The following is a 19,554-nucleotide window of genomic DNA, read 5'->3' on the forward strand; positions in this document are numbered from 1 at the left end:
CAATCCTCGGGACGGGGTGAAGGGCATGCCAGTCGCGACTTACGTACGTGATCACGTCGGCAGGCTCTACCGGGTGGGGGAGACCGACGTCGAGGCGTCGGGGCGTTCGCGTCGCACGGTGCTGTGGGCCGCTTGGGCGGCGATGCTCGCGGCCGGCATCGGGCAGTACGGGTTCGGAGCGCTGATCCCTCAGTTGCAGGACCGGTGGAGCGTGCCGGAGTTGTTCTGGGCACTGGCGTTGTGGACCGTCTGCCAGGCGGGCACGGCGTTTCCGGCGGCCTGGTTGAGAGAGCAGAAGCGGCTCACGTCCACCGGTGCGATGTGGATCGGGGCGGTGCTGTGCGGCGCCGGGCTGCTGACGCTGGGGCAGGGCTGGCTGGTCGGCTACGCGATCCTCGGCGGCGTCGGCGCGGGGCTGGTCTACGCGACGTGCCTCGGCGTTGTCGTGCGGTGGTACCCGGAGCGCGTCACGCGGAAGGTCGCGTTCGTCAGCGGGGCGTTCGCGTACGGGTCGGTGCCGTTCGTGCTGGCCGCCGGGCTGTTCTTCGGTGGCGGGTTCCTCCTGCAGGCCGGGATCGTGATCGCCGTCGTCGTGGCGGTGGCGGGCGCGTTGATGAAGGACCCGCCCGAGCACTGGTGGCCGCCGCACGTCCCGCCGCGTGAGTGGGCGCTCGACCGGGCGCGCGTGCCGAACCGGTCCGCGCTCAAGGAGTTCCGGACGCACGAGGCCATGCGGTGCGGCACGTTCTGGTGGCTGTACGGCGGTATCGCTTTCGCGGCGGCGGTGTCCCTCTACGATCTGGCGTACCTGCCGTTGTTCGTCGGCGACAAGGTGCTCGGAGGAGTCGCGCTGGCCACGCTGGCGGCGGCGACGGGCACCGGGCGCGTGCTGGTCGGGTGGATCTCGGACCGGGTCGGCCGCAGGAAGGCGCTGGTCTGGACGCTCGCGACGGGCGGGCTGGCGCAGTTCGTGTTGCTGTACTCCCAGAACGTCGCGGGGCTGCTGATCGGTGCCACGCTCGCGGGGCTCGGCACCGGCTGCTGCTACTCCCTGCTGGTCGGCGTGACGAGGGAGTACTTCGGCGAGACGAACGGCGCGCAGAACTTCGGTGTCCTTTACACCGCGAAGGCCGCGGGCGCGTTGCTGGCCGCTGTTGTCCTTGCCTCGCAAGGGCCCACGTTCGCGTTCGTCGCGGCGGGCGTGCTCGGGCTGGCGGGCGCGGTGCTCACCGCGCACCTGTCGCAACCGGGAAGGCCGCGCCTGTGAGCCGCCTGCCGCGGCTCGCGAAAGGCTGGCACCGGACGCCGGCGGACGGCTGTTGCCTGATGGAACTGACGTCCCTGCTCGCGGGCGAGGTGTGGTCCGACCGGCCCGCCTGCGTGCATCCGGTGCTGGCGTGCGTGGCGCGGTGCGTCAACGACCAGTCCACAGAGGATGGACGGCGAAGGCTGCTGCCCTTCGCCACCAAGGTGATCGGCACGGAGCAGGCGCCCGCCGAACGCCTGCTCGCCCACTGTGCGAGCAGGGCCGGGATCGTCGCGCCGAAGTGGTGGCCGCGCGACTGGGTCGTGGCCAGGGCCGTCCGGGCGATGTCCGGGGACGAGGTGTTGCGGCGGCTGCTCGACGAGTGCGTCGCGATCTGCTGGGAGGCAGGGCATGGGACGAGTGACGAGCAGGCGGCGCGTGGTGCGGCTGGTGGACGACGCGGCCACCGTGCGACCGGACACGCTGGCGGTCGAGGAACCACTGGAGATCCGCGTGCGGGGCAAGTCCCTCGCCGTGACCATGCGCACGCCGGGTGACGACTTCGACCTGGCCGCGGGCTTCCTGGTCAGCGAGGGTGTGGTGCGGGCGCCGTCCGACATCGTGTCGATCCGGTACTGCGCGGGCGCCACTGCCGACGGCGGCAACACCTACAACGTGCTCGACGTCGGACTCGCGGACGGCGTCGCGCCACCCGACCCGTCGATCGAGCGCAACTTCTACACCACCTCGTCGTGCGGCCTGTGCGGCAAGGCGAGCCTGGACGCCGTGCGCACCGTGGCGACCTGGCAGGTGGCCGCCGACCCGATCCGCCTCGACCCGAAAACGATCACGGAGTTCCCGACGAAACTCCGTGCCGCGCAACGGGTCTTCGACCGCACCGGCGGCCTGCACGCGGCCGGGCTGTTCGACGCCCAGGGCAACCTGCTGTGCCTGCGCGAGGACGTCGGCCGGCACAACGCCGTCGACAAGGTCGTCGGCTGGGCGACGCGGGGCGGCAGGCTGCCGCTGACGAGCACCGTGCTGATGGTGAGCGGGCGGGCGTCATTCGAACTGGTGCAGAAGGCGGTCATGGCGGGGATTCCGGTGCTCACCGCCGTGTCCGCGCCGTCCTCGCTGGCCGCGGACCTCGCCGAGGAGATGGGCGTGACGCTGGTCGGGTTCCTGCGCGGGACGTCGATGAACGTCTACACCGGCGGACACCGGCTGGGCGTCACGGCCGGAGCACGTTAGCCCGTAAGGCGTCCTCCCTGAGGATGATGCCGCGCGGCGGACGCGATCTTGAACGCGACGATCTACCGTTCCTCCCATGTTGACTGTCAGGGGGATCAGCCGGAGCTTCGGCGATCACAGGGTGCTCGACGAGGTGAGCTTCGACGTCCGGCCCGGCCGGATGACGGGCTTCCTGGGCGCCAACGGGTCGGGCAAGACGACCACGATGCGCATCGTGCTGGGGGTGCTCGCCGCGCACGGGGGAACGGTGAGCTGGAACGGCCAGGAGGTCACGGCGCAGACGCGGCCGGACTTCGGGTACATGCCGGAGGAACGCGGGCTCTACCCCAAGATGAAGGTGCGCGACCAGATCACGTGGCTGGCTCGGTTGCACGGCGTCGACCGGGAGACCGCGCAGCGCAACACCGACGCGCTGCTCGAGGACCTGGAGCTGACCGAACGGGCCGGGGACCGGCTCGAGGAGCTGTCGCTCGGCAACCAGCAGCGCGTGCAGATCGCTGCCGCGCTGGTGCACGAGCCGGCCGTGCTGATCCTGGACGAGCCGTTCTCCGGCCTCGACCCGATCGCCGTCGAGACCGTGCTGGACGTGCTGCGCAAGCGGGCCGCCAGTGGCGTGCCGGTGTTGTTCTCGAGCCACCAGCTGGCGATCGTGGAACGGCTCTGCGACGACGTCGTGATCATCTCGAAGGGACGGGTCGTGGCCAACGGGTCACGCGAGGAGCTGCGGGCCAGGCACGCGGGGAGCCGCTACGAGATCGTCGTCGCGGAGGACGCGGGCTGGGTTCGCGACGTGCCCGGCGCCAGCATTCTCGAGCTCGACGGGCCGCGCGCGGTGTTCGAGGCGGAACCCCAGCAGGTGCTCAGGGCAGCACTCGAACGCGGCGAGGTTCGCTCGTTCACGCCCGTCGTGCCCACACTGGACGAGATCTTCAGGGAAGTGATCTGACATGGCTCGGGCCTCCTTCAGCCAGGCGACGTGGCTCGTCGCCGAACGTGAGATGAAGACCTTGGTCACCACCAAGGGTTTCTGGATCGGGTTCGCCTTCACGATCGTCGGGTTGTTCGCGCTCACGATCCTGCCGACGGTGTTCGGCGGCGACGACCCGAAGGTCGCCGCGGTCGGCTCGGCCGTGCAGGTGGTGCAGGGCAAGGAACTCGACGTGCGGGAGGTCGGCACCGTCCAGGAAGCCGCCGACCTGGTCAGAGCCGACGACGTCGAGGCCGCGATCGTGCCGGACGGCGCCGGGGTCAAGGTCCTCGCGCTCAACGACGCGCCGGACGACGTGGTCGCCCAGCTCGTCCAGGCGCCCCCGGTGGAGCTGCTGGACGCCTCGGCGGTGACCTCCGGTCAGCGGGCCGTCACGGTCATCGTGTTCGGGCTGGTGTTCCTGATGTTCGGCATGGGCGGCGCGGCGATCGCGCAGAGCACCGTGACCGAGAAGCAGACCCGGATCGTGGAGATCCTCGTGTCGACGGTGCCGGTGCGGGCCCTGCTCGCCGGCAAGATCCTCGGGCACACGATCCTCACCCTGGGCCAGGTCGTCGTGCTGGCGCTCGCGGCACCGATAGCGCTGCGGGTCGCGGGACTCGGCGAACTGCTGGGGGTGGTGGCGCCCGCGCTGGGCTGGTTCGTGCCGTTCCTGATGCTCGGGTTCGTGCTGATCTCGTCGATGTGGGCGGTCGCCGGCGCGCTGGTCAGCCGCCAGGAGGACCTCGGCTCGACGATGGGCCTGGTCATGATCGCGGTGATGGGGCCGTACTTCGGCGTGCAGTTCTTCTTCGAGAACCCCGTGGTGCTGAAGTGGATGTCGTTCGTGCCCTTCACAGCCGGTGTCGCGATGCCGGTGCGGTTGTTCGCCGAACAGGCGAAGCCGTGGGAGGCGATCCTGTCACTCGGCATCCTCGCGGCGACCGTCGTCGCAATCCTGCTGGTCGCGTCCAGGCTCTACACCAACTCGTTGTTGCAGACCGGAGCCCGGGTGAAGCTGTCCAAGGCCTGGGCACCTGCAGAATAGGCCCATGATCGCTGATCCGATTCGCCTCGCCGTCGTCGGCCTGGGAGCCATGGGCACCCGGATGCTGACGGCGGCGCGGCAGCATCCCGGCTTCACCGTGGTCGCCGGCGTCGACGTCGTACCCCGCACGCTCGACATCCCGGTCGTCACGACGCTGGACGACGTGCTGTCCGATGTGGACGCCGTGTACATCTCGACGCCGCCCGCCTCGCACGCCGAGCTGGTGCTGAAGGCCTTCGCTGCGGGCAAGGCGGTGTTCTGCGAGAAGCCGCTGGCCGTCGACCTCGCCGAAGCCCGCGCGATGGCCGAAGCCGCTGCCGGACGGCCGAACGCCGTGAACTTCGCGCTGTCGGACATGGTGGCGACGATCGAGATCGAACGGCGGCTGCCCGAACTGGGCACGCTGCGCGGCGTCGAGATCCGGCTGCAGTTCCCGCGCTGGCCCAGGGCGTTCCAGGCCGAGGCGGCCTGGCTGTCGCGCTCCGAGCAGGGCGGGTTCGTCCGCGAGGTGTTGTCGCACTTCGTCTACCTGACCGACCGGATGCTCGGACCGCTCACGGTCGAGTCGGTGTCGGCGGACTTCCCCGAGCCCGGCGCGGCCGAGGTGGCGGCACGGGGTGTGCTGCGGGGCAGCGGCGTGCCGGTGCACGTGTCGGCGTTCTCCGGACTGGCCGGGCCCGAGGTCTACGAGTGGACCGCCTGGGGCACCGAACGATCGCTGCGTCTCGACCAGTGGGCTCTGCTGTCCACTTCGGACGGCGGCGGGTGGGAACCGGTGGCGCTGGAGCAGACCGGCTCCGACTACTCGCGGCTCACGCTGTTCGCGCAGGCCGTGCGGGGCGAGTACCCGCGTGACCTGGCGGACTTCGCCAGCGGGCAGCGGGTGGCCGAGGTGGTCGAGGCCTTCCTGCGGTAATGCGTCCGGCGGCACGATTCGGCAGAACCTCGGCCGGATGCGTGCCGCCGGCGTCGTCCTCAGCCGAGGACTTCGCGGAGCTTGACGCCGAACTCCTCCGGCTTGCCCGCGTAACCGAACTCGCCGCCGAGGAAACCACCGTGGTGGCTGGGGAACACCACCGCCTCCTGGCCGAGCAGGCGTGCCGTGTGGACGGCCGTGCGGCCGGTGAACGTGTCACCGGTCTCCTCGCCGACGGCGATCACGACGCGAGTGGGCGCGGCGGCCAGCGCCTGCACGCGCGGGTAGTAGTCGGTGATGGCGAGCGAGGTGGTCCCGAGCAACGGGTCGTCGCGCTTGCCGTCGTCCTCGGCCGGCATCCCGAACTGCGCGGGATCCGGCAGGGGCAACGCGAAGTACTCGTCGGTGTACTCGCCCTGCCACGAGCTCATCTGAATGAACGCCGCCATGCCCGCGCCCTGGCCCTTGGCCTGGTAGGCGTTCATGAACCCGTCGCGTGCCCGGCGAGCGGCGGCCGCGTCGGGCAGCACGTCGATGATCGGCGGCTCGTGCGCGACGAGCGTGACCACGTCGTCCGGGTACGCGGCGACGAGTTCGAGGGCCGTGACCGCGCCACCACTCGACGCGAACAGGTCGACCGGACCGCCGACGGCCTCGATCACCGCGTGGACGTCCGCGGCCTGGGTCTCGGGGGTGTTGTCGGTACGACCGTCCGAACGGGTGCTGCGACCGAGGCCGCGCGGGTCGTAGGTGATCACCGTGCGGTCGGGGAACTGGGCGCGCAACGCGACGAACCCGCTGGCGTCCATCGGCTGGCCGATCATCATCAACGGACGCCCACCGGAGCCGCTCACGTCGTACGTGATCGCGGCGCCGTCGGTTTCCAGAACATGAGTTTCCATGTGATTCTCCCCAGTGGAGTCGGGTCTGATCAGCCTAGTCACAGACGTGAACTCCGGAGGGCCGGCAAACCGATCGACCTGCATGTTCGCCACTGGTATCAAGGCTCGCATGACGCGAACAGCAGTGGTGACCGGCGGCGGCACGGGCATCGGCAAAGCGGTGGCGGCCCGGCTCGTGGAGCAGGGTCTGGACGTGGTGATCACCGGACGCAGGGAGGACGTGCTGAAGGCGGCGGCCGACGAGATCGGGGCACGGGCGGTCGCGTTCGACGCGTCGGACCCGGTGGCGGTGCAGGCGGCGCTGGACGATCTTCCGTCGCAAGTGGACGTTCTGGTCAACAACGCGGGAGGCAACGTGGCGCGGCGTCGTCCCGCGCCGGAGAACCTGGCCGGCCTGCGGGACCTGTGGATCGCGAGCTACGAGGCCAACGTGGTCAGCGCCGTGCTCGTGACGACCGCGCTGGAGCCGCGCCTCGCGGACAACGCACGGGTGGTGACGGTCGGCTCGATCGCGGGCCGGCGTGGTTCGGGTTCCTACGGTGCGGCGAAGGCCGCGGTCGAGGCGTGGACGGCGGATCTCGCGTTCTCGCTGGGAAGCAGGGGGATCACGGTCAACGTGGTGTCGCCGGGCGTGACCGAGGACACCGAGTTCTTCGGCGGCACCCTGAGCGAGGAACGGCGCAAGGTGCTCGTGGGCAACACGGCGAACGGCCGCGCGGGCACCCCGGCGGACGTGGCCGCGGCGATCGCGTTCCTGACCTCGCCGGAGGCCGGGCACGTCACCGCCCAGGTCATCGGGGTGAACGGCGGAGCCGGGCTCGGACGCTGAACCCGATGACCGCCAGCAGCACGACCACGAGCGCGATCCAGGAGAACTCCGCGAGGTAGTGCTCGGCGGCCTCTCCGACGAAGTAGACGGCCGCCGTCGTGCCACCGGCCCACGCGATGCCGCCGGCGGCGTTGGCCAGCAGGAACTTCCCGTAGTGCATGCCCATCGTGGCCGCGAGCGGACCGGACAGGATCCGCAGCAACGCCACGAACCGGCCGAAGAAGACCGCCCAGGCGCCGAACCGTTCGAACAGCGCCTGGGCGCGGCCGACCTTGTCCGCGCTGAAGTGGCTGGGGAACTTCTCACCCGCCCAGCCGAAGATCCGCGGCCCGAACCGCTTGCCCAGCGCGTACCCGGCGGTGTCGCCGATGATCGCGCCGGCGGACGCGGCGACGCCGACCCAGAGCGGCGAGACGCCGTCGTGGTGCGAGGCCATGAGCGCCGCCGCGACCAGCACGACCTCGCCCGGCAACGGGATCCCCATGCTCTCGACCCCGACCACCAGACCCACGAGGACGTAGACCAGCAACGGTGGAACGGCGTCGAGCCACTCGGTCAGCACATCCGTGATCTTCCTCCAACCGGATGGCATCGGCCACGAGACGCGCCCGTCTCGGTACTCTGCTGATCATCTGGACGAGGGGGCGGTTGTGGCGAGCCAGTTCGGCTTACTGCTGCGTCAATGGCGGCAGCGGGCGGGCTTGAGTCAGGAAGCGCTCGCTCAGCGCGCTGCCGTGGGCATTCGCACGGTGCGTGGGCTGGAGACCGGCGAACGGACCGATCCCCGCATGGGCACCGTGCGCGCGCTGGCGGACGCACTGGAACTCACGGGTGCGGAACGGACCGAGCTGTTCTCCGCCGCAGGGCGCGACGAACCGCTGGTCGTGGAGCCGGTCCGGTTCGACCCACTGCACGAGGCCGTCGAGACGTTGAAGGTCGCGGTCGAGGCCCGCTGGCGGCGCGAGGAGGAGCAGCGGCAGGTCCACGACCCGGTGCCGCTGCCGGTGCGGTGGGACGAGGCGCCCGCGACGTGGATGGACAGCCGGCTCAACATCGGCGCGGATGCCGTGCTCGGCGGGCGGCTGGACCAGGTCGTCGAGGTCTACCGCAGGGTCGGGTCGCGGCGGCTGGTCGTGCTGGGGCGGGCCGGGGCCGGCAAGACGGTGCTGACCACGCGGTTCGTCCTGGACCTGCTCGGTGCGCGGAACCCGGCCGATCCGGTGCCGGTGATCTTCCACCTCGGCGCGTGGCATCCCGGACGTCTGGGGCTCCGCGACTGGCTCGCCGGCCAGCTGACGCGTGACCACCCGTTCCTCGCGGCGCCGGGACCCGGCGGTGGCACGCTGGCGGCGGCGCTGGTCGACTCGCAGCGGGTGCTGCCCGTGCTGGACGGTTTCGACGAGATCGCGGCCGGGCTGCACCGGCCGGCGCTCAACGCGTTGAACACCACCACTCTGCCATTGCTGCTGACCAGCAGGGTGGACGAGTATCGCGACGCCGTCGAGGGCACGGACGTGCTGACGTCGGCCGCCACGGTCGTGCTGGCCGATCTGACGTGCGACGACCTGGCGGACTACCTGCCGCGCACCACCCGCAAGACCGGGCCGGGCGGCAACGCCTGGAAGCCCGTGCTGGACGAGGTGCGCAACGGCGGTCCGCTGGCGCAGGTGCTGACGACGCCGCTGATGGTGGCGCTGGCGCGGCGGATCTACAGCGACACCCCGGACCACGATCCGATCGCGCTGCTGGACTTCCACGAGCCAGAGCAGATCGAACGCCACCTGCTCGGCAGCTTCATACCGGCTGTGTACGGCGTGCATGCCGAACGCGTGCAGCCTTGGCTCAGCCATCTCGCCGTCCACCTGACCAGGCTCGGCACGCACGACGTGGCGTGGTGGCGGTTCGGCACGTCGTCGTCGGTGACCGGACTGACCGTCGGGGTGGCGGTCGGGGTCGCGGACGTGGTGCTGGAGGCCGTACTGGTGGGCGGGCTGGTCGCCAGGGGCGTGGCGTTCGCGGTGATGATCGGGCTGGTCACCGGGGTGTTGTTCGGGGTGGCGCACCGGTACGTGGTGAGCAGGACGCCGCTCGAACCCGTGCGGACCCGGCTGCGGCTGCGCGGCCGTGCCGGGAGACGGGTGTGGTCACGCGGACTGCTCGGGCTGGCGTTCGGCGGCGCGGTCGGTGCCGCGTACGGGCTGGTGCGCGCCATGGCGTACTGGCTGGTCACGCCCGGTTTCGAGATGACGGCCGGGGTGCTGGTCGACGTCGGCGTGTTCGGGCTGGTGTTCGGTTTCGGCGCCGGGATGGTGTTCGCCGTGGTCGCCGCGATGGAGGCACCGCTCGACGTGCGGTCGGCGGGCAGTCCCGACGGGTTGCTGGCGGCGAACCGGCGTGCGGTGCTCGGGCTCGTCGGGGTGATGGTGCCGGTGTTCGCGGTGTTCGTCGCGGGGGCCACCGGGGTCGTCGCGAGCGGGCTGACGGCGTTGCGGTTCGTGGTGGTGTGGAGTCCGACGACGGCCCTGGCGCTCGGGCTCGTCGGCGGGATCGGCGGTGGGCTGGCGTACGTGCTGAGCCTGACCGCGTGGGGGCAGTGGGTGGTGTTCGCGCGCGTCTGGCTGCCGCTGACCGGGAAGCTGCCGTGGGGGATGCCGGCGTTCCTCGACGACGCCTACCGGCGTGGCGTGCTGCGCCGGGCGGGTGCGGTCTACCAGTTCCGGCACGCGCGCCTGCAGGAGCATTTCGCGCGTTTGCGCTGATCAGACAGACCGGCCATAAGTGGCCGGTCGTCTGGCCTGTCTTTCGTCCGGCCCCGCTGTGATCGTTTTGCCGGGGACGGACGAAGGGGGTCGAGGGGTGTCGCCTGGTGAGATCAACTGGGAGGCGTACAGCCACGAAGAGTTGCATCGGATGCTGTGGCAGGACGCTGACGTCGCGGATGTGAGCACGGTCGCCGACGAGTGGACGCGTCACCGCGCCGCGTTGGACGCGCACGCCGAAGTGCTTCGGGAGCAGCGGGCGGCGTTGCTCGACGGGTGGGCCGGGGCCGCGGCGGAGGAGGCCGCGGCGCGGCTCGGTGCGCTGGCCGAGCGGATCGGGAAGATCAGCGAACTGGCCGCGGCGGGGCAGAAGGCCGCGCAGGACTCGGCCGACGCGCTGGCCGCGGCTCGGGCCGCGATGCCGCCGCCACCGTCTCCGGGGACGACGATGCCGGCGTTCGCCGGGCTGCCCAGCGCGCCGGGGTCGTTCGCGCTGCCGAGTGCACCGGGGTCGTTCGCGCCCGCGCCGTTCGCGTTGCCGGGTGCGCCGGGGTCGTTCGCACCCGCGCCGTTCGCGTTGCCGAGCGCGCCCGCCCCGATGGCCCTGCCGAGTGCGCCCACGATGCCCGCGGGAGCGACCTCGGGCTTCTACTTCTACTTCGGCGCCGCCTCCGCCGACCAGCAGAAGGCCCAGGCGGTCCGGGCGATGCAGACCTACGAGTCCAGCCTCAACGGCAGCGGCCGCCTCATCGAGGACGCCAGGAGCAACGTCCCGCAGGCCGCCCCCACGCCCCGTGCCGCGGCCGTGGCCCAGGTGAAGACGCCCAGTTCGGGCGGTGTGCCGTGGCAGCGGCTGGTGGGCGGTTCGGTGGCGACGGCCACGCGGGGCCCGGTGGTCGGCGGGGCCACCCCGGTCAGCCAGCAGCTCACACCGGGCATGCGGGCCGGGGTGATGTTCGGTCAGCACGGCGGAATCGCCGCGGGCGGCACTCTCACCGCCGACGCGCGCACGTCCGGCCAGAACAACGCGATGGGCGCGTCTCCGGCGGGAGCGGCGCGCAAGGACGAGGACCAGGAGCACGAGAACCAGATGCCGACGCTCGACCACGACCTGTTCGCGGTGACCGAACGGGTGTCTCCGGCCGTGATCGGGGAGGAACAGTGACCGGCTTCGAAGTCGCGCCCGACCAGTTGCAGGACCGGGTGAGGATCCTGGGCAGGCTGGCCGAGCTGACCGCCGACCTCGTGGCGACGTCGAGCAGGCTGGCCGAGCGGCAGCCGTTGCTCGGGACCGCGCCGCCCGCCCAGGACCTGTCGCGCCGGCTCAAGGACGCCGGGTCGGGGCTCGCGGGCGAGGTGGGGGCCGCCGAACGCGAGGTGCGCGAGTTCCGGCAGATGCTCGCCGACATCAGGTCCACCTACACCGAGACCGACGCCGAGCAGGAGCGGAAGGCGGACCGGTGATCGCCTTCGACCTGGTGGAGATGGACCTGCTCGCCACGCACGCAGGCGTGCGCTGGCCGTTCCCGCTGCGGGTGCCGTCGTTCGGCAAGCTCGCGGACGAACGCGCGCGGCTCCTCGCCGAGGCGGGCCACGGGTTGCAGGCGCGCGGACTGGCCGCGGCGCACGGACCTGTCGGCATGGCCGCGTCGCTCGTCACCGCGTTGCACGAGCACACCGCCGTGGTCGATCTCGTCGTGCCCGGCACGGGTGCGGTCGCGCTGGTCTACGGCGACGAAGCCGTGGTGTGCACGCAGTCCGAGAGCACGGTCCGGGTGGCGCACGTCGAGGCGGAGACGCTCGGCGACGAGCTCGTGGCGTTGGTCCCGCACGCCCGGCCCGCGCAGCTCATGCCGATCACCCTGCCGCCCGGCGCCGGACTCGACCTGGAGGTCACCGGGCAGGGCCAGGCGGGCGTGGTCAGGGGCGGGCAGCGGCAGGAAGTGTCCTGGTTGGACAGTGCGAGCGGACGGGTCAGGGTCGACGCCGGTGATGACGGCTGGGTGAGCGTCAACCCGCTGCGGCACCACGACCTGGTCCGCATGATCGGTGAGCTCGCCGCAGTCGCGCGAGCCTGATTGAGGGGGAGAAGTGGATCCAGCACAGTGGCTGGCGGACTACCAGGAACGCCTGGAGCGCGTCGCCTACAGCGCGCGGTCGGCGAGCGCGAGCCTGGCCGAGGTGGGGGCGAAGGCGACCTCGCCACGCGGTGAGGTCACCGTGACGGTGAACGCGGGCGGTGTGCTCGGCGACGTCGCGCTGACGCCGGCGGCGCGCAAGCTCGACGTCGACACGCTCGCGATGCTGATCGTCAGCACCGCGCGGGAGGCGCAACGGCTGGCGAGCGCGCGGATGACCGAGGTCATGGCGGACTACCTCGGCGAAAGCGATGCGTTGCACCAGATCACCAGGCACCTGCCGGAGGCCGTGCGATGAGCTTCACCGCCGACCACGAGCAGTTGCGCCGCCACGCCAGGACCCTGACCGGGTACGCCGACCAGCTGTCTGACACCGGCACCCGGTTGCCCGGCCAAATCGGTCAGTCCTCGCTCGGCTCGTTCGCCCAGTTCCTCAGCTCCGGCCTGAGCGGTCCGATGGGGGAGACGATGGGCGCCTTCGCCCACGTCGCGTCCACAATGGACAAGGTCGGTGAGGGCATGCGGCGGACCGCCGAGAACTACCAGCGCACCGACGAGCGCAACGCCGAGGACATCACGGGAGCGGGCCGATGACCGCCACCACGACGGACGCGGGCACGATCGCCGCGCTGCTGAACGAGCTCCGCACCACCACGAACGCCATCGCGGGCGACGAGTGGCTGTCGTCCGACCTGGCCGCCACGCCCAAGGCCCCGATGAGCGAACTGGGCTCGAACGGGAAACCGTTGCAGGCACTGGACAGCGCGGGCGCCGGTTTCCTCACGCCGATGATCTCGTTCCTGGAGGAGCCGCTGAACGAGCTGCGCGGCGACCCGGACGGCGTCGGGCAGGGCGCGGGCGAGTTCCAGAACGCGAGCAAGGCCGCGACCAGCCTCGCCGGCGAGTACGGCGCCAAGGCGAGCAGCGAGACCGACGGCTGGACCGGCGACAGCGCGGCCGAGTACGCCAAGACGGGCCAGGAACTCGTCGACGGCGTGCTGTCCGTGGCCGAGACCGCGCTGACCAACGCCACCGCGCTGATCAAGGCGGGCGAGGTGGTCGCGCAGGTGGTCGTCGAGGTGACGAGGCTGATCACCGAGGCGGTCGGCAAGATCGTGCCGATCATGACCCAGGCGATCGCCGCGGCGGGCGTGACGTTCGGGCAGAGCATCGCCGTGGCGATCCCGCAGTGCGTGCAGATCGCCGTCGAGTGCGGTGGGCAGATCGCGGCCAAGCTCGGCGAGCTGCTGGCCAGCGGCGAGAACCTGATCAAGCTGGTCGAGGGCGCGCAGGCGGTGCTGAAGATCGTGCAGCAGGCGATGTCGGTGATCGGGAACAAGGCGTCCGGCTCGGCCGAACTGCCGACGGCCAAGGAGGTGACCGCGTGAAGCGCCTCACCGTGCTCGTCTGCGCGCTCCTGCTCCTCGGTGCCGCGCCGGCGAAGGCCGACGACGGCGTGCAGACGGTGCTCGACCAGTACCTGATGCAGGCGGGACCGGGCGCCGCCGTGCACACCGGGTCCGGTACGCGGTCGACCGGCACCGGGAAGCTCCACGAGCGGCGCCCGATCACCGCGGCCGACCACTTCCGGATCGGTAGCCAGACCAAGACGTTCACCGCCGTGGTGGTGCTGCAACTCGTCGACGAGGGCCGCGCCGAACTGGATGCCCCCATCTCGCGGTACCTGCCCGGCGTGGTCACCGGCAACTACGACGGTGATGTGATCACCGTCCGCCAGTTGCTGCAGCACACCGCCGGGCTCGTCCGCGACGTCCGCGACGCGAAGGCGGGCCCGGGCGGCACGTACACGCTGGCCGAGCTCGTCCGCTCGGCGATGGACGAGCCCGCCCAGAACGCTCCCGGTGCCGCTCAGAACTACTCGAACGTCGGCTTCCTGGTGCTGGGCATGCTGATCGAGCGTCTCACCGGCAGGCAGGCCGGCGACGCGATCACCGAGCGGGTCATCCACCCTCTCGGCCTGACCGGGACCCGCTTCCCGGCATCCGGTGACCGTGCGCTGAAGACGCCTTTCCTGAACGGCTATCTGGGTGGACGCCTCGGCCAGCTCTTTTTCTGGACCGAGGCGACCACCGCCGTCGAGTTGTCGTTCTGGAGCACCGCCGGTGCCATGGAGTCCACTTTGGACGACCTCCAGCGGTTCTACCGCGCGTTGGTCGGCGGCAGGCTCGTCTCACCCGCGGCGCTGGCCGAGATGAAGCGCACCTTCGGCCCCGCCGACGTCTACGGCCTGGCCCTGGTGAAGATGCCGCTGTCGTGCGGCGTGGTCGCATGGGGTCACAACGGTGCCCTGACCACCGGGCACTACTCGTTCACCCTGACCACCGACGACGGCCGGTTCGCGTCGGTCGTGACCAACACGAACTGGCAGGGCTCCGGCAAGCCCTCGGCCGTCGACGTGGCCGACCGGGCGATCTGCACTAGCTAGTCAGGATCGCCCTGGCCAGGGCCGCGGTCTCGGACGGCGTCCTGCCGACCTTGATCCCGACCGCCTCCATGGCCAGCTTCTTGGCCTCCGCCGTGCCCGAGGAACCCGAGACGATGGCGCCCGCGTGGCCCATCGTCCTGCCCTCGGGCGCGGTGAAGCCGGCGACGTAGCCGACCACGGGCTTGGACACGTTGTCCCGCACGAACTCCGCCGCCCGTTCCTCCGCGTCGCCGCCGATCTCGCCGATCATCACGATCAGCTCGGTCTCCGGGTCCGCCTCGAACGCCTTGATCGCGTCGATGTGCGTGGTGCCGACGATAGGGTCGCCACCGATGCCGACGCACGTGGTGAAGCCGAAGTCCTTCAGTTCGTGCATCAGCTGGTACGTCAGCGTTCCCGACTTCGACACGAGGCCGATCGACCCCGGCTTGGTGATGTCCGCGGGGATGATGCCCGCGTTGGACTTGCCGGGACTGATGATGCCGGGGCAGTTCGGGCCGATGATCCGCGTGGCCCTGCCCTGGGCGTGCGCCCAGAACCGTGCCGTGTCGTGGACCGGGACGCCCTCGGTGATCACCACGGCCAGGCCGATCCCGGCGTCGATCGCCTCGATCACCGCATCGCCGGTGAAGGCGGGCGGGACGAAGAGCACCGACACGGTCGCGCCGGTCTCCGCCATCGCCTGGGCGACCGTGCCGTACACCGGCAGCGTCACGTCGTCGAAGTCCACGGACGTGCCGGCCTTGCGGGCGTTGACGCCGCCGACGACCTTCGTGCCGGCCGCGAGCATGCGGCGGGTGTGCTTGGCACCCTCCGAACCCGTCATGCCCTGCACGATCACGCGGCTGTTCTCGTCGAGGAAGATCGCCATCAGGACTCCTTGCCGGCCAGGGCGGCGGCACGGCCCGCCGCGTCGTCCATCGTGTGCGCCACGGTGATCAGCGGGTGCCGGGCCGCGTCGAGGATGCGGTGGCCCGCCTCGGCGTTGTTGCCGTCGAGACGGACGACCAGGGGCTTGTCGGCGCGGTCACCGAGCATGCCGAGGGCCTGCACGATTCCGTCGGCCACCGCGTCGCACGCGGTGATGCCGCCGAACACGTTCACGAACACGCTGCGGACCGACGGGTCCGAGAGGATGACGTCGAGGCCGTCGGCCATCACCTGGGCCGAGGCGCCGCCGCCGATGTCGAGGAAGTTCGCGGGTGCGGCACCGGCCAGCGCCACGACGTCCAAAGTGGACATGACGAGCCCCGCGCCGTTGCCGATGACGCCGACGGTGCCGTCGAGCTTGACGTAGTTGAGGCCCTTCTCGGCGGCCCGCACCTCCAGCGGGTCACCCTCGGCGCTGTCCTGAGGTCGAGAGTGCCGGAACGACGCGTTGTCGTCCAGTGTCACTTTGCCGTCCAAAGCGATGATCCGGCCGTCCTTGGTGCGTGCCAACGGGTTCACCTCGACCAGGGTGGCGTCCTCGGAGACGAAGACCTTCCACAAGGCGGAAGCGACCGCGTTCACTTCCGCGGCGATCGAAGGCGGGAACGCCGCGGATGCGTCGAAGGACGAGGCCGGCATCCGGGTGATGGAGTCCGCCATCTCCTCGATCTCCATGCCACCGGTGGCTGAAGTCATGCCGATGAACGTCCTGTTGGCACGATCGAGCAGGAACGACAGGTAGTACTCCTCGGCGATCTCGCTCGCCTCGGTGATCAGGACCTTGTGCACGGTATGGCCCTTGATGTCCATCCCGAGGATGGCTGTGGCCGCGGCCAGAGCTTCGTCGGGTGACGAAGCAAGTTTGATGCCGCCGGCCTTGCCGCGTCCGCCGGTCTTCACCTGAGCCTTCACGACGACGGTGCCGCCGAGTCGTGCGGCGGCCTCGCGCGCGGATTCAGGAGTGTCCGCCACGAAACCACGCGGAACGGGCACCCCGTACCGCTCGAAGAGGTCCCGCGCCTCGTGTTCGAAAAGATCCACCGTCTACGTCCTCTCGCCGAAAACTTGCGGCCATCTCTGGACATCCGGTTGGTAGCGGAGTAACGATATGCCTACCTCATACGGTATGCAATCTACAGTCGAAGCGCCAAGGGGAGCTGATCGCCGATGACGAGTTCCGCGGAGCCGGAGTCGATTCCTGAGTCCATCTCTGGTGGCCACCTGGTGGCGAAGGCCCTCAAAGCCGAGGGCGTCGACACCATCTTCACGCTGTGCGGCGGGCACATCATCGACATCTACGACGGCTGCGTGGACGAGGGCATCGCCGTCATCGACGTCCGGCACGAACAGGTCGCGGCGCACGCGGCCGACGGGTACGCGCGGATCACCGGCAAGCCCGGCTGTGCCGTCGTGACCGCGGGGCCGGGCACCACCGACGCCGTCACCGGTGTCGCGAACGCGTTCCGCGCGGAGAGCCCGATGCTGCTGATCGGCGGCCAGGGTGCGTTGAGCCAGCACAAGATGGGCTCGCTGCAGGACCTCCCGCACGTCGACATGATGACGCCGATCACGAAGTTCGCGGCGAACGTCCCGCACACCGCCCGCATCGCGGACATGGTGTCGATGGCGTTCCGCGAGGCCAACGCCGGCGCGCCGGGACCGTCGTTCCTGGAGATCCCGCGCGACGTCCTGGACGCCAAGGTGCCGGTGAGCGCCGCCCGAGTACCGGAGGCGGGCCACTACCGCGCGTCCACGCGCAGCGTCGGTGACCCGGCGGACATCGAGAAGCTCGCGGACCTGCTGGTGCACGCCCGCAAGCCCGCGATCCTGCTGGGCAGCCAGGTGTGGACGACGCGGGCCACGGACTCCGCGATCGACCTCGTCCGCACCCTCAACATCCCCGCCTACATGAACGGCGCGGGCCGCGGCACCCTGCCGCCCGGCGACCCGCACCACTTCCAGCTGTCGCGCCGGTACGCCTTCGACAACGCCGACGTCATCGTGATCGTCGGAACCCCGTTCGACTTCCGGATGGGGTACGGCCGAAGGCTGTCCGCGAACGCGACGGTCGTCCAGATCGATCTCGACTACCGCACCGTCGGCAAGAACCGCGACATCGACCTCGGCATCGTCGGTGACGCGGACCTGGTCCTGTCGAGCGTCGCGCAGGCCGCGTCGGGTCGTGAGGACAACGGCGCGATGGGCCGCAAGGTGTGGCTGGAGGAGCTGCAGGCGGTCGAGGAGAAGGCCCGGCAGAAGCGCTTGGAGCACCTGCGTTCGGAGGACCTGCCGATCCACCCGTACCGCCTGGTGAGCGAGATCAACGACTTCCTCACCGAGGACTCCATCTACATCGGCGACGGCGGCGACGTCGTCACGTTCTCGGGACAGGTCGTGCAGCCGAAGTCGCCCGGCCACTGGATGGACCCCGGTCCACTCGGGACGCTCGGCGTCGGCATCCCGTTCGTGCTGGCCGCGAAACTGGCCAGGCCGGACAAGGAGGTCGTGGCCCTGTTCGGTGACGGCGCGTTCAGCCTCACCGGCTGGGACTTCGAGACGCTGGTCCGCTACAACCTGCCGTTCGTCGGCATCGTCGGCAACAACTCGTCGATGAACCAGATCCGTTACGGCCAGGCGGCCAAGTACGGGCTGGAGCGTGAGCGCGTCGGCAACACGCTCGGCGACGTGCGCTACGACCAGTTCGCCAAGATGCTCGGCGGCTACGGCGAGGAAGTGCGCGACCCCAAGGACATCGCGCCCGCGTTGCGGCGCGCCCGCGAGTCCGGCAAGCCGTCGCTGATCAACGTGTGGATCGACCCCGACGTGTACGCGCCCGGAACCATGAACCAGACGATGTACAAGTAGGTGAGCTGACCAAAATGGGTAAAACTCAGGCCAAGGCCCTGGAGGGCGTCAAAGTCCTCGACATGACGCACGTGCAGTCCGGACCGTCGTCGACCCAGCTGCTCGCCTGGCTGGGCGCCGACGTCATCAAGCTGGAAACGCCGGGACGGGGCGACATCACCCGCGGCCAGCTGCGCGATCTGCCCGAAGTGGACAGTCTCTACTTCACGATGCTCAACTGCAACAAGCGGAGCATCACCCTCAACATGAAGGCCCCCGAGGGCAAAGAGGTCTTCGAGAAGCTCGTCGGCGACGTCGACATCCTCGTCGAGAACTTCGGCCCCGGCGTCGTCGAGCGGTTCGGCTACCCGTGGGAGAAGCTGCAGGAGCTCAACGAGAAGCTCATCTACGCGTCGATCAAGGGCTTCGGGCCCGGCCGCTACGCCGACTTCAAGGCGTACGAGGTGATCGCGCAGGCGATGGGCGGCTCGATGAGCACCACCGGGTTCGAGGAGGGTCCGCCGCTCGCCACCGGCGCGCAGATCGGCGACTCGGGCACCGGCATCCACCTGGTGGCCGCGATCCTGGCCGCGCTGTACCAACGGACCAACACCGGACGCGGGCAGCGCGTCCAGGTCGCGATGCAGGACGCTGTCCTGAACCTGTGCCGGGTGAAGCTGCGCGATCAGCAGCGGCTCACCCACGGGCCGCTGGGGGAGTACCCGAACGAGCAGTTCGGGGACGAGGTGCCCCGCTCCGGCAACGCATCCGGTGGTGGCCAGCCCGGCTGGGCGGTGCGCTGTGCCCCCGGCGGCCCGAACGACTACATCTACGTGATCATCCAGCCCGTCGGCTGGGCCCCGCTGACCGAGCTGATCGGCAGGCCCGAACTCGCCGACGACCCGGCGTGGAACACGCCGGAGGTCAGGCTCTCCAAGCTGGACAAGGCGTTCGCGCTGATCGAGGAGTGGACGGAGAAGCACACCAAGTGGGAGGTGATGGACAAGCTCAACGCCCACAACATCCCGTGCGGACCCATCCTGTCCACAAAGGAGATCATCGAGGACGAGACGCTGGCCGAGCTGGGCACCGTGGTCGAGGTCGAGCACCCCGAGCGCGGCGCGTTCAAGACGGTCGGCAACCCGCTCAAGCTCTCCGACTCGGTCGTCGAGATCCAGCGCCCGCCGTTGCTCGGTGAGCACAACGACGAGGTCCTCGGAGCCCTGGGCTACAGCGCCGACCGGCTGGCCGGACTGCGCGCCGCCGGCGTCATCTAAC

Annotated in this window: 21 protein-coding genes; 17 read left to right on the plus strand and 4 right to left on the minus strand. The window is 70.4% G+C overall.

Features of this window, described 5'->3' with window-relative positions; translation table 11 throughout:
* The first annotated feature begins 25 nt into the window (after positions 1-25).
* From BLR21_RS00065 to BLR21_RS00085, 6 genes are all read left to right on the plus strand, one after another.
* Complete coding sequence (locus BLR21_RS00065) at positions 26-1,267, plus strand: MFS transporter (protein WP_090003585.1); 1,242 nt, start codon at positions 26-28, stop codon at positions 1,265-1,267.
* On the plus strand, positions 1,264-1,803 hold the full coding sequence (locus BLR21_RS43425; RefSeq protein ID WP_256334340.1) for a hypothetical protein: 540 nt from the start codon (positions 1,264-1,266) through the stop codon (positions 1,801-1,803). Before BLR21_RS00065 ends, BLR21_RS43425 begins: the two co-directional genes overlap by 4 nt.
* On the plus strand, positions 1,697-2,497 hold the full coding sequence (gene fdhD, locus BLR21_RS00070; protein ID WP_256334341.1) for a formate dehydrogenase accessory sulfurtransferase FdhD: 801 nt from the start codon (positions 1,697-1,699) through the stop codon (positions 2,495-2,497). The genes BLR21_RS43425 and fdhD overlap by 107 nt, the downstream gene beginning before the upstream one ends.
* 76 nt (positions 2,498-2,573) lie before the next feature.
* A complete protein-coding gene (locus BLR21_RS00075) occupies positions 2,574-3,443 on the plus strand; it encodes an ABC transporter ATP-binding protein (protein ID WP_090003587.1) in 870 nt (289 codons plus the stop codon).
* A gap of 1 nt (position 3,444) precedes the next feature.
* Positions 3,445-4,512, plus strand: coding sequence for an ABC transporter permease (locus BLR21_RS00080; RefSeq protein ID WP_090003588.1), 1,068 nt, complete (start codon positions 3,445-3,447; stop codon positions 4,510-4,512).
* 4 nt (positions 4,513-4,516) lie between these two features.
* On the plus strand, positions 4,517-5,428 hold the full coding sequence (locus BLR21_RS00085) for a Gfo/Idh/MocA family protein (protein ID WP_090003589.1): 912 nt from the start codon (positions 4,517-4,519) through the stop codon (positions 5,426-5,428).
* A gap of 59 nt (positions 5,429-5,487) precedes the next feature.
* On the opposite strand, the gene BLR21_RS00090 is transcribed toward BLR21_RS00085, so the two are convergent.
* Complete coding sequence (locus BLR21_RS00090; protein WP_090003590.1) at positions 5,488-6,330, minus strand: alpha/beta fold hydrolase; 843 nt, start codon at positions 6,328-6,330, stop codon at positions 5,488-5,490.
* A 109-nt stretch (positions 6,331-6,439) separates the two neighbouring features.
* Here BLR21_RS00090 and BLR21_RS00095 point away from each other — a divergent pair, with 109 nt between their 5' ends.
* Positions 6,440-7,159, plus strand: a complete 720-nt coding sequence (locus BLR21_RS00095) for an SDR family NAD(P)-dependent oxidoreductase (protein ID WP_090003591.1) — start codon at positions 6,440-6,442, stop codon at positions 7,157-7,159.
* Here BLR21_RS00095 and BLR21_RS00100 read toward each other — a convergent pair.
* Positions 7,122-7,721 (minus strand): DedA family protein, encoded by a 600-nt coding sequence (locus BLR21_RS00100; RefSeq protein ID WP_256334342.1) that lies wholly within the window; start codon positions 7,719-7,721, stop codon positions 7,122-7,124. The genes BLR21_RS00095 and BLR21_RS00100 overlap by 38 nt on opposite strands.
* Positions 7,722-7,809: 88 nt before the next feature.
* Here BLR21_RS00100 and BLR21_RS00105 point away from each other — a divergent pair, with 88 nt between their 5' ends.
* From BLR21_RS00105 to BLR21_RS00140, 8 genes are all read left to right on the plus strand, one after another.
* Positions 7,810-9,918, plus strand: coding sequence for an XRE family transcriptional regulator (locus BLR21_RS00105; protein ID WP_090003593.1), 2,109 nt, complete (start codon positions 7,810-7,812; stop codon positions 9,916-9,918).
* 97 nt (positions 9,919-10,015) lie between these two features.
* Positions 10,016-11,083 (plus strand): hypothetical protein, encoded by a 1,068-nt coding sequence (locus BLR21_RS00110; protein ID WP_176929386.1) that lies wholly within the window; start codon positions 10,016-10,018, stop codon positions 11,081-11,083.
* Complete coding sequence (locus tag BLR21_RS00115; protein ID WP_090003595.1) at positions 11,080-11,382, plus strand: hypothetical protein; 303 nt, start codon at positions 11,080-11,082, stop codon at positions 11,380-11,382. The genes BLR21_RS00110 and BLR21_RS00115 overlap by 4 nt, the downstream gene beginning before the upstream one ends.
* Positions 11,379-11,996, plus strand: coding sequence for an ESX secretion-associated protein EspG (locus BLR21_RS00120; protein ID WP_338061019.1), 618 nt, complete (start codon positions 11,379-11,381; stop codon positions 11,994-11,996). The genes BLR21_RS00115 and BLR21_RS00120 overlap by 4 nt, the downstream gene beginning before the upstream one ends.
* A 13-nt stretch (positions 11,997-12,009) precedes the next feature.
* Positions 12,010-12,354: a YbaB/EbfC family nucleoid-associated protein gene (locus BLR21_RS00125; protein WP_030478699.1), complete on the plus strand. Its 345-nt coding sequence runs from the start codon at positions 12,010-12,012 to the stop codon at positions 12,352-12,354.
* Complete coding sequence (locus tag BLR21_RS00130; protein ID WP_090003596.1) at positions 12,351-12,650, plus strand: type VII secretion target; 300 nt, start codon at positions 12,351-12,353, stop codon at positions 12,648-12,650. Before BLR21_RS00125 ends, BLR21_RS00130 begins: the two co-directional genes overlap by 4 nt.
* Complete coding sequence (locus tag BLR21_RS00135) at positions 12,647-13,444, plus strand: hypothetical protein (RefSeq protein WP_256334343.1); 798 nt, start codon at positions 12,647-12,649, stop codon at positions 13,442-13,444. Before BLR21_RS00130 ends, BLR21_RS00135 begins: the two co-directional genes overlap by 4 nt.
* Positions 13,441-14,502, plus strand: coding sequence for a serine hydrolase domain-containing protein (locus BLR21_RS00140; protein ID WP_256334344.1), 1,062 nt, complete (start codon positions 13,441-13,443; stop codon positions 14,500-14,502). The genes BLR21_RS00135 and BLR21_RS00140 overlap by 4 nt, the downstream gene beginning before the upstream one ends.
* Here the strand turns inward: BLR21_RS00140 and sucD are convergent.
* On the minus strand, positions 14,495-15,373 hold the full coding sequence (gene sucD / locus BLR21_RS00145; protein ID WP_090003597.1) for a succinate--CoA ligase subunit alpha: 879 nt from the start codon (positions 15,371-15,373) through the stop codon (positions 14,495-14,497). The two genes, BLR21_RS00140 and sucD, sit on opposite strands and share 8 nt — an antisense overlap.
* Positions 15,373-16,473, minus strand: a complete 1,101-nt coding sequence (gene sucC, locus BLR21_RS00150; RefSeq protein ID WP_090003598.1) for an ADP-forming succinate--CoA ligase subunit beta — start codon at positions 16,471-16,473, stop codon at positions 15,373-15,375. The genes sucD and sucC overlap by 1 nt, the downstream gene beginning before the upstream one ends.
* A gap of 126 nt (positions 16,474-16,599) precedes the next feature.
* Between sucC and BLR21_RS00155 the strand changes: the two genes are divergently transcribed.
* Together BLR21_RS00155 and frc are read left to right on the plus strand one after the other, a co-directional pair.
* Complete coding sequence (locus BLR21_RS00155) at positions 16,600-18,297, plus strand: thiamine pyrophosphate-binding protein (RefSeq protein ID WP_090003599.1); 1,698 nt, start codon at positions 16,600-16,602, stop codon at positions 18,295-18,297.
* A 14-nt stretch (positions 18,298-18,311) separates the two neighbouring features.
* Positions 18,312-19,553 (plus strand): formyl-CoA transferase, encoded by a 1,242-nt coding sequence (frc, locus tag BLR21_RS00160; RefSeq protein WP_090003600.1) that lies wholly within the window; start codon positions 18,312-18,314, stop codon positions 19,551-19,553.
* The last annotated feature ends 1 nt before the right edge of the window (position 19,554 follow it).

Source organism: Lentzea albidocapillata subsp. violacea (assembly GCF_900100275.1).
In the GTDB taxonomy this organism is placed as follows: Bacteria; Actinomycetota; Actinomycetes; order Mycobacteriales; family Pseudonocardiaceae; genus Lentzea; species Lentzea violacea.